The organism is Mycobacterium sp. (assembly GCF_051006775.1).
GTDB lineage: Bacteria > Actinomycetota > Actinomycetes > Mycobacteriales > Mycobacteriaceae > Mycobacterium.
This window is the reverse complement of the sequence record NZ_JBPCSX010000008.1, coordinates 1-14,249: the sequence shown is the minus strand read 5'-3', so window position 1 is coordinate 14,249 and position 14,249 is coordinate 1. Positions and strand designations below refer to the sequence as shown.

Here is a 14,249-nt window from a genome sequence, read left to right as displayed (position 1 = left end):
CGCAGACCGATCACGTCATCGAGGCGCAGACCGGCACGGCCGAATACGTCGGCGAAAACCTCCGGCAGGGTCAACACGCTGGGACCGGTCTCGACCGTCACCCCGTCGAGGTCGACGATTCCGGCCTTGCCGCCGGGGTGCCGGCCGGCTTCGAGCACCCGCACCGGCAGCCCCTTGGCGGTCAGCGCCAGGGCGGCGGTCAGACCGCCGATACCGGCCCCGACGACCAGGACCTCGGCATCACGATCAGCGCCCATCGGTTCTCCGGCGGGCGGGCAGCAGGCGGGCGGGACGGATCAGCGGGGTGAATCCCGGCAGCGGATCATGCGGGTGGGTGCGGGCCCGGCGACCGTCGGTGGCCTCCCGGACCGCTGCGTCGATGACGGCCAGGCCATCGAGGATCCCGCTCTCCACCGCGGGCAGCAGCCGGTCCCCGCTGAGGGCCGGGCCCGGGATCGGCGGGCAGAACCGGACGACGGCGGCCGGCCGGTCGCGCTCCAGGAAGACGTAGTCGATGCTCACCGCGATGAGGTCCACCCGGCTGGTTTCCTGCAGGGTCTGCACGCCAGGCTTGAGGTCCAGCGGCCGCAGATGAGCCGGGCGCTGGCGGCCCTGGGGAAATATCCACAGCGCCCGGCCGGGCCGGTCAAGCAGTGCGGCGCACGAGCGCAGGCATCGCAGGCTGGACTCGTGGCTGCTGCGGTCCAGTGGCAGCGCGCCGACCCAGCCCAGAAACGGCAGCCGACGCAGATTCCTGGCGTCCATCACCGCCCACCCGAGGCCGCCGAGTGCCTCGTCGATCGGCAGCAGCAGCAGCGCGTCCCACCAGGCCACGTGGTTGGCCGCGAAGATCAGCGGCCGGCCGGCCAGCGCCGTGCGGACCTCGTCGAGGCCGCTGACCCACAGACCGTCGAGGTGGCGGGCGATCCGGCGTCGGGTGTAGGCGCGGGCGAGACGAAGGAACGCCGGACGCCGGGTGTCCCCGGCCATGGCGAGGGCCCCGGTGCGATCGTTCACGCCGCCTCCCGCTGCGCGCGGGCGGCATAGGAGCGCCCCCGCCAGCGGATGTCGCCGCGCCGGCTGCACCGGTAGCTGTCGAACAGAACACCCATCATGGCCAGCACGGCCAGCGGATGCATCAGCACGCTGAGCATGCTGTGGCCGTGCCGCGCGGCCATGATGAGGCGAAGGACGACGTTGGCCGCCACCCCGACTGCTGCCGCGGCCACCAGTCCGGTGTCACCGCGCAGTGCGGCGATCGGCAGGACGATGTAGGGCGCGACGAAGATCAGCAGGTGCAATGCCATCACGATGATCAGCCCCAGCGGATGCCCGCCGATGCCCTCGTAGAAGTTCTTGGAGAAACCGCGCCACAGCGAGGCACCGTCGGTGTACATCCGGCAGTCGGCCATTCGGTCGCCGTCGGCGAAGACCACCCGGCGGCCGCTGCGTTTCATCGCCCGGCACAGCGCCATATCGTCCACCAGTTGAGCGCGCACCCCGGCCCAGCCGCCTACCGCAGCCAGTGCCGAGCTGCGCACCAGCAGCAGCTGACCGTTGGCCGCCAGCACCCGGGGGTCGCGGGTCCGGTGGATCAGCGGCATCGGCAGCCATGCGACGTAGGACAGATGCAACAGCGGGATCATGAACCGCTCGATCATGCTGCCGGAGTGCTGGCGCGGCACCGCCGTCACCACTGCGGCATCGAGGCCGCCGGCAACCTGCGCCGGCGAGCCCAGCAGCGACAGCATCCGCAGTAGTCCGTCGGTGCGCAGGGTGACGTCGGCGTCGATATTGAGCAGCACCTCGCCACGGGCGTCGGTGCTGAGTCGGTCCAGCGCGTACGGCTTGCCGACCCAGCCGGCGGGCAGTCCGTCGCCACGGATCACCCGCAGCCGCGGCAGTTCTGCCTGCAGACCCGCCAGCACCTCGCCGGTGCCGTCGGTGGATTCGTCGTCGTACACCAGGATCTCGGAGATCGGGCCGTCCGCGGCATCCACCGCTCGAACGCAGCGCTCGATGTTGGCCACTTCGTCACGGGCCGGGATCAACACGCTCACACCGCCCGGTGCAGCACTCGCGGCTTCGGGCAGCGCGCGGCCGCGGGTCCAGAACGCGGCGTTGAACGCGACCAGTCCCATCGCCAGCAGGGCCGGACCCGCCACCAGAACCTCTGCGACGGTGTGACCGCTTACGCTCACCGCCGCACATCCGCGGACCGGCGCAGCAGCCTGCGCACGCGGCCCTCGGCGTCGCCGGAGAACAGCGGCAACCACATCGAGTTGGGTCCGGCCGCGCGGTGCACCCGCATCTGCACCAGTGGCCGAAGCAGGTCGGTGTCCACCCGGTCGGGCACCAGGTGTTCGCCGATGCCGTATCCCTCGTCCCGACCGCAGCGACCCCGCAGCAGATACCGCTGATAGAAGGGACCGTTGTCGAGCAGCGCACTCACCTCGACCGTCACCGGGCGGCCGTCGGGATCCGGGAAGTCGGCGCCGCTGGGCCAGCGCAGTCCCCAGACGCTGCGGCGCAACGGACCGACCTGTAACCCGGCGTTCTCGCGGGTGCGGCTGGATCCGTCGGCGCCGAACTCGACGACCAGATCGCGGGGGGCGGCCCCGGGATCCGACGGTGTCAGCCGGTAGAAGATCAGGTCGCGGCCGGCCAGCGAGACCCGGCCCCACCACCAGCTCTGGATGCCGAGGTCGTGCAGCGGCACTGTGGCGCTGTTCCGGTCGTGATAACCCCGTCCCTCGATTCGCACGTCGCCGCGGGGCGTGCGCAACTCGAGGCCGCCGGAACTGGCGGCGATCATCGGCGTCCACATGTGGGCCGACGGCTGGCCGGCCGACAGAGAAGCCGAGGCGTCGCCGGAGTGCGACCCGCGACGCAACGGACCCGACAGCCACAACCGCCCGACAGCGCGACCGCCGGTGGGCAGTCCCAGATCGAGAGTGGCCTCCAGCGTGCGCGTGGGTGCTACTCCCCCCGGTGTGTCGGTCCAGGTGAACGTGCAGTCGCCCATCCGCCAGGATCCGCCGTCGGCGTCCCAGCTGCACTGGTCCGGCGCCAGCTCGGAGAGCAGGTAGAACCGCTCGCGGCCGGCTCCGTAGACGACGAGGTTGACACTCGGCCGATCGACCGGGAGTTCCGGGCAGCCGGCCTTTGCCGACCGGGCGTATCCGGGCAGGAACGGCAATCCCCACGACCAGATGAGCGTCGCGCCACCGCCGTGATCGTCGACCAGGTCGACGTAGAACCAGGTGAATCCACCGGGGCTGCGCAGCACAGTGGGGTCAGGCGCGCAGTCTGCGGAGCTCAATTCGATCAAGAGGCCTCCGAACTTGGCGCGCCGACGGGACTGTTGTCAGACCTGCAAATGGTAAGCATCACCCAGGCGCCGATCTCGACCGTCCCCGGGGGTGAGTCAGTCTGTGGCGTGAGCAGTCAGCCGGTCGTGGTCGGCGGGGGTGACGTCGGTGGCCTCGTCGACGAGTAGCACCGGGATGCCGTTCTCGATGCGGTAGGCCTTGCGCAGCCGGGGGTTGTAGAGCAGACCGTCAACCGCGATGAGCGGACCCCGGTCGGCGGGGCACACCAGGATGTTCAGCAGGGTGGGGTCCATGATGTCGGTTTCGGACGTCTACTACGGCGCGGCTACGGGGTGACCGGCGTCGCCGCCGACGGAACTTCCGCGACCGGCGCGCTGCCGGCGGACATGCCGGGAATCTGGGCGGGGTTGCTGGCGCCCGGCATCTGCCCGGCGCCCATCACCGCGCTGTTGGCGTTCTGCCCGGCCTGGGCCTGCTGCAGGATCTCCAGCTGACCCTTGAGTTTGGCCTGGTAGGCGATGGTGTCCTTGAGCGCATTGATCAGCGGGTTCTGGTTGGGCCGGTAGTTCATCGCCTGCTGCAGCTCATCAAGGTTGGCCTTGGACGGCTTGAATCCCATCGACCGCAGTTTCAGCGAGACCTTGAGCAGGTTGGACAGCTGGCCGCCGCCGGAGCCCACCGCATATTCCTGCGCGAGATCGTCGAGGACGTCAGCGTGGGCCGGCGTGGCCGATCCGAGGAACAACCCGACGGCGATCGTGAGCCCGGCAGCGCCGCTGCACACACCCCGCAGCCAGTCTTTGGCGGTCATACATCCCCTCCACGTGGACGTCCAGCTTCCGGCGAGCCTACAGCGTTGCCGGCGCCCCGTCCTTGGCCAGCGCCGTGCGGGCGGCCGCCGTCAATCTCCTGTATCTACCTGTATCGGCATCGAGGTACCAGCTGTTACGGCCCGCCTGGGGCAGCCCGGCCGCCCGCAGCCCCGACACGGTCGGGCGGTAGGAGGCGCTCACCGGAAGGTCGCGCACCACGTGGACGACGTCCGGGGGCAACCCGGCCGGCATCTTGCCCACCGCGTCGGTCAGGTCCGCGACGGTCACGCTCATCCCGGGCCGCAGCGTGATCGCCGTGACGACAAGGGTGTTGCCTGCCAGCTCTACCGGGTAGGTGGCGGCGAGGTCGACTCCGGAGATGGCGCCGACGGCGTCGGTGATGGTCGCCGGGAAAACCACGCCGCGGCGGGTGTGGATCAGACCGGAACGGTTACCCAACAGCCAGAAGTCGCCGTCGGCATCGCGCCAGAACACGTACTCGGTGGAGATCCAGGTGTCGCCGGCGGAGAACACACCGCGTTTGATCGACGCGGTCGGGTCGATCGGTCCCCACGGCCGTGCCAGCAGGATGCCGATGTCCTCGCGGCCCGCCACCCGGACGAACCCGCGATCGTCCTCGAGGATGAGGTCCGCGTCGGGGTCGTAGGCGGCAAGTTCCACTTCGCCGCCGCCGGGCAGCGGACGGCCTTCGCTGCCGACCTTGATCCCCGCGACGTTGGCCAGCACTGCTTGGCCGTCGGAGGTGGCGAAGAACTCGACGATCCGGGCCGGGGCGAAGACGTCGAGGATGCGATCCCACAGCCCGGTCGGCATGCCCGAACCCATGAACAGCCGAATCGGGTTGTTGCCCGACATCTGGAAGTCGGGGTCGTCGACCACCGCGCGCAGCATCGACCAGGTGTAGGTGACCACCGTGACCCCGTACTGGCGCACCTCCTCCAGGAAGCGCTCCGGGCACAGCCCGCGGGACAGCGCGATCCGGGAGCCGGCGACCACCGAACCGCCGAGGCTGACCAGCAGGCCGGACTGATGATGCAGCGGAGTGAGGCAGTACACGGTGTCGCTACTGGTCAGTGCCGCCGCTGATGCGGTGCCGAAGGCCGAGAGTGCCCAGCGGTAGTTGGTGATCTGCTTGGGCACCAACTCTCCCCCGCCGATCGCGTTGAACACGACGTAGGCGACGTCGCGGGCGTAGCCCGGGTTGGGCCGGTACCAGCCGGGCAACTCCACCGCGTCGGGATCGATCTTCTCCATATCGATCACCCGGCTGCTCGACGGGAGCTTGAGATCGCGGTTCTCGCCACCACCGAGGACCAGCACCTGAACCGGGAGGGCCTCGGCTGCGGCCAGGTTGGCCGGGTCGGTGATGACTTCGGTGACACCGCCGAGTCGCACCGCCTGCTTGAGGTCGGCGTCATGCGGCATCAGCACGGCAACCGCACCGAGGCGCGACAGCGCCGCGATCGCGACCAGCGCGCTCGGCCTGGTGTCCATCAGCACGCCGACCCGGATGCCTTGGCGCACGCCGACATTGATCAAACCCCGCACGACGTTGTCGATGCGCCGGTTGACGGCCTCGTAGGTGTGCACCCGACCGTCGAACAACAGGAATTCCCCGTCGGGCGCGGACTCGGCCTGCTCGGAGATGATGCGAGCCAATGAGATCCGGGTGTGGTCGTTGATCTGGCCGAGGCGGACCAGACGCGGCAGCGTGCGGGCCGTCTCGATGGCCAGGGTGCGCACCGATCTGTTGGCGGCCCACACCGTATCGGCCGCCCCGCGGGCGATCGACAATGCCAGCTCGGATGCCTCGGCGACACCGTGCATCACCCGGGAACTCAGCGCCACACCGGAATCGGCCGGATCGGCCGACGTGTCCGGCATCGGCTCGATATTGGCCGGTTTGGCATCGCGACCGGAGATCCACAGCACCCATTCGGCGACGGTGGGCCAGGTGATGGTGGCGGCCTTGGATCCGACGACCAGACCGAAGTGGCCGGCCCGGATCATCACCTCGTAGACGTCGGCCTTGGGTGCGGCCCGTTTGATACCGCGCACCGACGGCGGTTGGCCGATGTCGTCGACCTCGCCGATGAAGGCCAGCATCGGGCAGGTGATATCGCTGAGGGTGACCAACTGACCCTGGATGGCGAAGCCACCGGTCATCATCCGGTTGTGCGTGACGAACTGTTTGAGCAACTCCGATACCGCCGGGCCGGACCAGGCGATCCAGCCCTCGCGGTCAAGGAAACGGCGCTGCTGTTCGCGAGGCAGCAGTGCCTCGCGATCATGCAGCTGCAACAGGAACTCGACCCGGGACTTGGCGGTCTTGAGCGGGTCGAGCAACTGAAAACCGGTGCGCGCCAACCATCCTGGGACATCTATCCGGTTGAACACGTGATCGGCGAGGAACTCGGCGGCAGCAACACCCATATTCGCCGGGATGCCCATCGGCAGGGCGGCGAGCGTGTCGACCGGGGAACCGAAGGCGACGATGCTGGCGATGTCCTTGGACCGCCGGTAGGCGGCGGCCTGATAGCAGAACATGCCACCCTGGGAGTAGCCGGCCAGATGCACGTCCTGGCCGGTGGCGTCCTTCACCGTTTCGATGGCGTTGTCGAGCGCCACGATGTGGTCGGTGAGGGTGCGCTCCATCCCGCCCTCGACCTCGTCGGGCGAGCCGTAGTCGATGACCCACGGATCCAGGCCCGCCGCGTGCAGGATGCCCACGGCACCCTCATCCCGGGTGACGTCCCACATGTTGGCCGACATCATCATCGGGTGGACCATCAGCACCGGTGGGCCGGCCGCGGGCCGGCCGGGGCGGTTGTCCGGCGGGAAGTAGCGGCGCAGTTTGTACATGCTGGTGGACTCGACGATCTGGTACGGCGAGGGCACCACGCCGGTCTCCAGACCACCCAGGCGGGCAACCTCGTAACCGTTCTGCGCGGTCGCCACCAACCGCTCCAACGGCCTGGTTAGCGCCGAAAGACTCAGATCCACTGCTGCTCCCCTGCCGACTCTGCGCTGTAAGGCCCCGACAGCCCGCTCATCATTGCTCACTAGGCTATCCCCGGTGGCACATCTGCTGGGCGCTGAGACGCTCCATCTCGAGTATCCGACGCAGGTGGTCTTCGACTCCGTGACCGTGGGCGTCAACGATGGCGACCGGATCGGCCTGGTCGGACGCAACGGGGACGGCAAATCCAGCCTGCTGGCCATGCTCGTCGGCCGCCTCGAACCCAACTCAGGGCGGGTGACCTGCCGCGGCGGGCTGACGGTCGGATCCCTGGACCAGGACGACAGCCTCGACCCGGACGCCACGGTGGCCGCGGTCCTGGTCGGCGATATGCCCGAACACGAGTGGGCCGGCGATGCACGGATCCGAGATGTGATCGGCGGACTGGTCGCCGACATCGACTGGCAGGCGCAGGTGGGAACCCTCTCCGGTGGCCAGCGTCGCCGCGTCCAGCTCGCCGAGCTGCTGATGGGCGACTGGGACGTGATCGTCCTCGACGAACCGACCAACCACCTCGATATCGAGGGCATCACCTGGCTGGCCACGCATCTCAAAGGACGCTGGTCCCGCAACTCCGGCGGACTCCTGGTGGTGACCCACGACCGGTGGTTCCTCGACGAGGTCGCGCTGACCACCTGGGAGGTGCATGACGAGATCGTCGAGCCGTTCGAGGGCGGCTACGCGGCCTACGTGCTGCAACGCGTCGAGCGCGACCGGCAGGCCGCCACCGTCGAGGCCAAGCGGCAGAACCGGATGAAGAAGGAACTGGCCTGGCTGCGCCGCGGAGCTCCGGCGCGGACCGCCAAGCCGAAGTTCCGGATCGACGCGGCCAACGAGTTGATCGCCGACGTCCCGCAGATCCGCAACGGCGTGGAACTGGCCCGGCTGGCGACCGCCAGACTCGGCAAGGACGTCATCGACCTGTTGGACGTATCGGTGTCCTACCCCGGCATCGACGGGATCAGCCGGCCGGTGCTGCGAAACGTCGAGTGGCGAATCGCTCCCGGCGAACGAACCGGGATCGTCGGCGCCAACGGCGCAGGCAAGTCCACCCTGCTGGGTCTGATCGCCGGCACGGTCACGCCGGACTCCGGCAGGGTGAAGCGAGGCAAGACGGTTCGACTGGCCATGCTCGACCAGCAGGCCGGGATTCTGACCGATCTCGCCGGCGATATGGTTCGCGATGTTCTTGCGCAACTGAAGGCCGGCTACATCATCGACGGCAAGGAGCTGACGCCTGCACAGTTGTTGGAGCGCTTGGGTTTTCGCCGCGAGCAGCTTTCAGCCCGGGTGGGCGAGCTTTCCGGCGGCCAGCGGCGGCGACTTCAGTTCATGCTCACACTGCTGTCCGAACCCAACGTGCTGGTGCTCGACGAGCCCACCAATGACGTGGACATCGAGATGCTCTCCGAGATCGAAGACATGTTGGACTCCTGGCCCGGCACGCTGATCGTGGTCTCCCATGACCGGTATCTGCTGGAGCGTGTCACCGATCAGCAATACGCGATCCTCGACGGACATCTGCGTCACCTGCCCGGCGGGATCGATGAATACGTCCGGCTAGCCGCGCGCCGAGCTGCCCGCTCCGCCAACAGCACCACTGCGAAGACCTCCGAGGTTTCAGCCGCCCAGGCGGCACTGTCCGGAGCCGAACTTCGCAATGTGCAGAAGGAGATCGCTGCACTGGACCGGGCGCTGGGCAAACTGGCCGGGCGAGTCGACGCCAAGCATGTGGAACTGGCCGAACACGACCAGTCCGATCACGTCGGGATCGGCCACCTCACAGCCGAATTGCGGGTTCTGGAAGCGGAACTGGCCGAGAAGGAGGGCCGCTGGCTGGAACTCTCCGAACTGGCCGAATCTGGGGAATGACTAGACCTTTTCGGTGACCGGGAATCGACCGGCCAACAACAGGCTGCACAGCGCGAAGATCCCGGCCGCCAGGATGGCGCGGCTGACGCCGATCTGGTGGGCCGCCAGCCCGAAACCGAAACTTCCCGCCGCCATTGAGCCCTGGACGGCCAGGGCATAGATCGCGGTGATCAACCCATGCATATTCTCCGGCGATGCCATCTGCACCGACGACAGGTGCGTGATGCTCACGATGCTCCACGCGCATCCGTAGAACAACAGGAACGACGCGTCCAGCAGCATGCTGTCCCACTGACTGATCCCGATCACCGCAAGCCCGAGAACGACGACGGCACCCGCCGACAGCCGGCTCAGTCGGACATGCCGGCGCAGAACCGGTGTCAGGACCGCGCCGGCCGCGGACCCGATCCCCAGGGCGGCCAGAAGTCCGCCGTAGCCGATCGGGCCGGTCTGGATGTTCTCCTTGGCCTCCAGCGGCAGCAGGCCCAGCACGGTGCCGCAGGTGACCATCACCATCGCGGTGCGCACGATCGGTCCGTACAGGTTCGCCGATCCCCGGAGAAGTTCCCAGGCCTGTCGCAGCGATCGGGACGTGCCGGTGTCCGGCTCGTCGATCGCGATGCGATCTCTGGCTGTCGTCTTCACGCCCGTGGTCTTCAGGACGAGCAGCATGTAGAGGTGCGAGAGCGTGCTGGTGAACAGCACGACCGCGGTGCCGAAGAACCCCATCAGGTAGCCGCCGATGACGGGGCCGGTGGCCCGGCCGATATCGCTGCTCAGCGAATTGAACGAAAGTGCCGCCACTACTTTGTCTTTCGGCACGAGTCCGTAGAGATACGGCTTCCACGAGGATTGCTGAACCACGACTCCCACCCCGAGTAGGAACATCGCGAACAGCAGCAGCCGCGGGGTGAGATTCCATCCCCCGGCCAGTGCGATGACGGCGAGCAAACCGGTGACCGCAAGCATCCACACCTGCGAGGCGATCATCATCCGACGATGCCCCACCGAATCGGTGGCAACTCCCAGCGGAATCGCGAACAGGACGAACGGCAGGCTCGACACCGTCTGGACCATGCTCACCAACACCGGGCTGTCGGTCAGCGAGGTCATGGTCCAGGCAACGCCGAGGTTGAGCATCACCAGCCCGAGGTTGAAGACGAGATTCGCGGTCCAGACGTTGCGGAATTGCCGCTGACCGAACAGCTCGTACCCCGATCCGGTCATCGACGCAGTCTCTGCCGCATTCCGTCAACCATCTCGCGCACCGTCTGCAACTGAGAGGCGACCTGTTCCGGGGCGGTGCCGCCGCGGGCATTGCGGGAGGCCACCGAACCGTCGACGGTCAGAACCTGGCGCACCTCGGGGCTGAGTTCGGCGCTGATCGCAGCCAGTTCCCCGTCGCTCAGTTCGTCGAGGCCCACACCCCGGCCCTCGGCGGCACGCACCGCCGCGCCGGCGGTCTCGTGGGCCACCCGGAACGGCACCCCGCGGCGCACCAGCCACTCGGCGACGTCGGTGGCCAGGGTGTAGCCGACCGGTGCCAGCGCGGCCATCCGGTCGACGTCGAAGACCAGGGTTGCCACCAGACCCGCCATCGCCGGCAACACCATCTCCAACTGGGCCACCGAATCCAATACCGGCTCCTTGTCCTCCTGCAGATCCCGGTTGTAGGCCAGCGGCATCGCTTTGAGGGTGGCCAGCAGACCGGACAGATTCCCGATCAGTCGGCCGGCTTTCCCGCGGGCCAGTTCGGCGATATCCGGATTCTTCTTCTGCGGCATGATCGAGCTGCCCGTCGACCATGCATCGTGCAGGGTGACGTAACCGAATTCGGTTGTGCTCCACAAGATGATGTCCTCGGCCAGCCGGGAGATGTCGACGGCGATCATGGCCAGGACGAAGGCGGCCTCGGCGGCGAAATCGCGGGCGGCCGTCGCGTCGATGGAATTGTCAGCCGCGGCAGCGAATCCCAGCTCCGCGGCGATCGCGTCAGGATCCAGGCCCAGCGATGATCCGGCCAGGGCGCCGGATCCGTACGGTGACACCGCGGTGCGGACGTCGAAGTCGGCGATCCGGTCGACGTCGCGCAGCAGCGGGTGGGCGTGCGCCAGCAGATGATGGGACAGCAGCACCGGCTGCGCGGCCTGCAGGTGGGTCTTGCCCGGCATGGTCGCGGTCGGGTGCGCGGCAGCTTGGCCGGCCAGTGCCTCGACGACACCCAGTACGCCGTCGGCGACCCGGGTCATGGCGTCGCGCAGCCACATCCGGAACAGAGTGGCCACCTGGTCATTGCGGGAGCGTCCGGCCCGCAGCCGGCCGCCGAGATCCGCGCCCACCCGGTCGATGAGCCCGCGTTCCAGCGCGCCGTGCACGTCTTCGTCGGTGACGATCGGGGCGAAGCTGCCGTCGGTGATATCGGATCCCAGGCTGTCCAGACCGGCAAGCAGTCCGTCGCGCTGCTCATCGGTCAACAGGCCGGCGCGATGGAGCACCCGCGTGTGGGCCTTCGAGGCCGCAACGTCATAGGGCGCCAGCACCCAGTCGAAGTGGGTGGACTTGCTCAGCGCGGCCAGCTCGGGGCTGGGACCGTCGGCGAACCGACCGCCCCACAGTGACCCCTCGTTGGTACTCATGCCACCTTCCCCGCCGTCACGTTGCCCGCGCGGCACAGGTGTGTCATTGCCGTCGGTCCCGCACGGCGGCGATCTTGGACGACAGGCCGTGCAGATGTACGAATCCCTTGGCGGACGACTGATCGAAGGTGTCGCCCTCGTCGTAGGTGGCGAGGTTGAAGTCGTACAGCGACTCCGGGCTGCGGCGGCCGTTGACGGCGATATGACCGCCGTGCAGCACCATCCGGACCTCGCCGGTGACCCGCTCCTGAGTGGTGGCGACGAAGGATTCCAGGGCGGTCTTGAGCGGGGAGAACCACAGGCCGTCATACACCAGCTCACCCCAGCGCTGATCGGTGATCCGCTTGAACCGGCCCAGCTCACGCTCGACGGTGACGTGCTCGAGTTCGGTGTGCGCGGTCACCAGCACCATCGCGCCGGGTGCCTCGTAGATCTCCCGGCTCTTGATGCCGACCAGCCGGTCCTCGACGACGTCGAGACGGCCCACGCCCTGGGCGCCGGCCCGCCGGTTGAGCTCGACGATGGCCTCCAGCACCGTCACCGGGCGCTCATCGATGGACACCGGCACACCCCGCTCGAAACCCACGATGACTTCGTCGGGAGTGTTCCAGTTCAGCGTCGGATCCTCGGTGTAGTCGTAGACATCCTTGGTCGGCGCATTCCAGAGGTGTTCCAGGAAACCGGTTTCAACCGCACGGCCCCACACGTTCTGATCGACAGAGAATGGCGAGCGCTTGGTGACATTGATCGGGATGGCGTTCTCCTCGGCGAAGGCGATGGCCTTCTCCCGGGTCCATGCGTAATCCCGGACCGGGGCGAGCACCTGCAGATCCGGTGCCAGCGTGGCGAATCCGACCTCGAAGCGAACCTGATCGTTGCCCTTGCCGGTGCAGCCGTGGGCGACGATCCCGCCGCCGAACTCACGCGCCGCCGCCACCAGGTGCTTGACGATCAACGGCCGGCTCAGCGCCGACACCAGCGGGTAGCGGTCCATGTAGAGGGCGTTGGACTGAATGGCCGGCAGGCAGTACTCGTCGGCGAACTCATCGCGAGCGTCGACCACGACCGCCTCTACGGCGCCGCAATCGGTGGCCCGCTGGCGCACCACCTCCATGTCCTCGCCGCCCTGCCCGAGGTCGATGGCGACGGCCACCACCTCCTTGCCGGTCTCCTTGCCGATCCAGCTGATGGCCACCGAGGTGTCCAGGCCACCGGAATAGGCCAGGATGACGCGCTCGGACATGAACTTCTCCTCTTATCGATGACTCGTTGTCGGTAACTGGTTGTCGGTGACTAGCGAATGGTCTCAAACATGGCGGCCAGTTCCGCACCCGTCATCGGTTCGCGGGCGACCACCAGGATGGTGTCATCCCCGGCGATGGTGCCGACCACCTCGGCCAGGGCGGCCCGGTCGATGGCGCTGGCCAGGTAGTGCGCCGCGCCGGGCGGGGTGCGCAGTACGGCCAGGTTGGCGCTGGCGTCGGTGGACACCAGCAGATCGCCGAGCAGCCGGGACAGCCGCTCGGTGCCACCGGAGACACCCCGCACCGGACTGCCGTCCTCGGGCACCACGTAGACACCACTCCCACCGTCGGCGCCGCGCAGTTTGACCGCGCCGAGTTCCTCGAGGTCCCGGGACAGGGTGGCCTGGGTGACCTCGATGCCCTCATCGGCCAGCAGCGCGACCAGTTCGCTCTGGCTGTGCACCGACGTCGACGAGACGATCGCGATGATCCGGGCCTGCCGGCCGGCCCGGGTCCTCTCCTGGGTCCGGGTCATCGGGAACCTCGCTCTTCGCGCAAGCGGCTCATCGGCGGTTCTCCAGCAGCCAGACCAGCAGCGCCTTCTGGGCGTGCAGCCGGTTCTCCGCCTCGTCCCACGCCGCGCTGTGCGGGCCGTCGATCACCTCATCGGTGATCTCGTCACCGCGATGAGCCGGAAGGCAGTGCAGTACAACGACATCCGAATCCGCCCTGTCCAGCAGATCCGCATTGATCTGATACGGCCGGAACGGCCCCACCCGGTCCAGACCGTCGTTCTCCTGCCCCATCGAGGTCCAGGTGTCGGTCACCAGAACGTCGGCGCCGGCGGCAGCCGCCTGCGGATCGTTGGTGATGGTGACAGTCGCACCGGTCTGCGCGGCGCGGGCCCGAGCAGCTCCGACGAACCTCTCCTCCGGCTCGAAACCCGTTGGCGCAGCCACCGTCACACTCACCCCGGCGGTGACACCGCCCAGCATCAACGAGTGCGCCATATTGTTGGCGCCATCGCCCAGATAGGTCATCCGCAAGCCCTGCAGAGCACCCTTGCGCTCGGCGAGGGTCTGCAGATCGGCCAGTATCTGGCAGGGGTGGAAGTCGTCGGACAGCGCATTGACCACCGGGACGGTAGCCGTCGAGGCCATCGCGGTCAGCCGGTCCTGCCCGAAGGTCCGCCACACGATGGCGTCGACGTAGCGCGACAGCACCCGGCCGGTGTCCTCCAGAGTCTCATCGCGGCCCAGCTGGGTGTTGCGGCCATCGACCACGACGGCATGGCCACCGAGTTGGGCGATCCC

Annotated in this window: 13 protein-coding genes; 1 reads left to right on the top strand and 12 read right to left on the bottom strand. The window is 68.2% G+C overall.

The window, feature by feature from the left end; all coding sequences use genetic code 11:
* The 7 genes from ACR2JI_RS00560 to ACR2JI_RS00530 all read right to left on the bottom strand — a co-directional run.
* On the bottom strand, window positions 1-257 hold a 257-nt coding region (locus ACR2JI_RS00560), incomplete at its 3' end, for an NAD(P)-binding protein (RefSeq protein WP_526386919.1).
* Window positions 247-1,017, bottom strand: coding sequence for a lysophospholipid acyltransferase family protein (locus ACR2JI_RS00555; RefSeq protein WP_526386917.1), 771 nt, complete (start codon window positions 1,015-1,017; stop codon window positions 247-249). The genes ACR2JI_RS00555 and ACR2JI_RS00560, both read right to left, overlap by 11 nt.
* Entirely contained in the window at window positions 1,014-2,201 is a 1,188-nt protein-coding gene (locus tag ACR2JI_RS00550; RefSeq protein WP_526386915.1) for a glycosyltransferase family 2 protein, read from the bottom strand. The genes ACR2JI_RS00555 and ACR2JI_RS00550 overlap by 4 nt, the downstream gene beginning before the upstream one ends.
* A complete protein-coding gene (locus ACR2JI_RS00545; protein WP_526386913.1) occupies window positions 2,198-3,322 on the bottom strand; it encodes a carotenoid 1,2-hydratase family protein in 1,125 nt (374 codons plus the stop codon). The genes ACR2JI_RS00550 and ACR2JI_RS00545 overlap by 4 nt, the downstream gene beginning before the upstream one ends.
* A 105-nt stretch (window positions 3,323-3,427) precedes the next feature.
* On the bottom strand, window positions 3,428-3,625 hold the full coding sequence (locus ACR2JI_RS00540; RefSeq protein WP_526386911.1) for a Trm112 family protein: 198 nt from the start codon (window positions 3,623-3,625) through the stop codon (window positions 3,428-3,430).
* A 32-nt stretch (window positions 3,626-3,657) separates the two neighbouring features.
* A complete protein-coding gene (locus ACR2JI_RS00535; RefSeq protein ID WP_526386909.1) occupies window positions 3,658-4,143 on the bottom strand; it encodes a hypothetical protein in 486 nt (161 codons plus the stop codon).
* Window positions 4,144-4,180: 37 nt separating this feature from the next.
* Entirely contained in the window at window positions 4,181-7,168 is a 2,988-nt protein-coding gene (locus ACR2JI_RS00530; RefSeq protein ID WP_526386907.1) for an AMP-binding protein, read from the bottom strand.
* A gap of 73 nt (window positions 7,169-7,241) precedes the next feature.
* Between ACR2JI_RS00530 and ACR2JI_RS00525 the strand changes: the two genes are divergently transcribed.
* Window positions 7,242-9,056, top strand: a complete 1,815-nt coding sequence (locus tag ACR2JI_RS00525) for an ABC-F family ATP-binding cassette domain-containing protein (protein WP_526386905.1) — start codon at window positions 7,242-7,244, stop codon at window positions 9,054-9,056.
* Here the strand turns inward: ACR2JI_RS00525 and ACR2JI_RS00520 are convergent, their stop codons facing one another.
* The 5 genes from ACR2JI_RS00520 to argF form a co-directional block, all read right to left on the bottom strand.
* On the bottom strand, window positions 9,057-10,283 hold the full coding sequence (locus tag ACR2JI_RS00520) for an MFS transporter (protein WP_526386903.1): 1,227 nt from the start codon (window positions 10,281-10,283) through the stop codon (window positions 9,057-9,059). It abuts the gene before it with no gap.
* The gene (gene argH, locus ACR2JI_RS00515; RefSeq protein WP_526386901.1) at window positions 10,280-11,692 is read right to left on the bottom strand and encodes an argininosuccinate lyase; all 1,413 of its coding nucleotides are present in this window, start codon (window positions 11,690-11,692) and stop codon (window positions 10,280-10,282) included. The genes ACR2JI_RS00520 and argH overlap by 4 nt, the downstream gene beginning before the upstream one ends.
* 43 nt (window positions 11,693-11,735) lie before the next feature.
* On the bottom strand, window positions 11,736-12,935 hold the full coding sequence (locus ACR2JI_RS00510) for an argininosuccinate synthase (RefSeq protein WP_526386899.1): 1,200 nt from the start codon (window positions 12,933-12,935) through the stop codon (window positions 11,736-11,738).
* A 50-nt stretch (window positions 12,936-12,985) separates the two neighbouring features.
* Window positions 12,986-13,471 (bottom strand): arginine repressor, encoded by a 486-nt coding sequence (locus ACR2JI_RS00505; protein WP_526386897.1) that lies wholly within the window; start codon window positions 13,469-13,471, stop codon window positions 12,986-12,988.
* Between the two features lie 28 nt (window positions 13,472-13,499).
* Window positions 13,500-14,249 (bottom strand): ornithine carbamoyltransferase (gene argF / locus ACR2JI_RS00500; RefSeq protein ID WP_526386895.1); only part of this gene is annotated, 750 nt, incomplete at its 5' end.

Excerpts from the sequence above, each read along its gene's own strand:
- ACR2JI_RS00510 (WP_526386899.1), bottom strand. The coding sequence starts at position 12,935 with ATGTCCGAGCGCGTCATCCTGGCCTATTCCGGTGGCCTGGACACCTCG.
- ACR2JI_RS00520 (WP_526386903.1), bottom strand. The coding sequence starts at position 10,283 with ATGACCGGATCGGGGTACGAGCTGTTCGGTCAGCGGCAATTCCGCAAC.
- ACR2JI_RS00505 (WP_526386897.1), bottom strand. The coding sequence starts at position 13,471 with ATGACCCGGACCCAGGAGAGGACCCGGGCCGGCCGGCAGGCCCGGATC.
- ACR2JI_RS00540 (WP_526386911.1), bottom strand. The coding sequence starts at position 3,625 with ATGGACCCCACCCTGCTGAACATCCTGGTGTGCCCCGCCGACCGGGGT.
- ACR2JI_RS00535 (WP_526386909.1), bottom strand. The coding sequence starts at position 4,143 with ATGACCGCCAAAGACTGGCTGCGGGGTGTGTGCAGCGGCGCTGCCGGG.
- argH (WP_526386901.1), bottom strand. The coding sequence starts at position 11,692 with ATGAGTACCAACGAGGGGTCACTGTGGGGCGGTCGGTTCGCCGACGGT.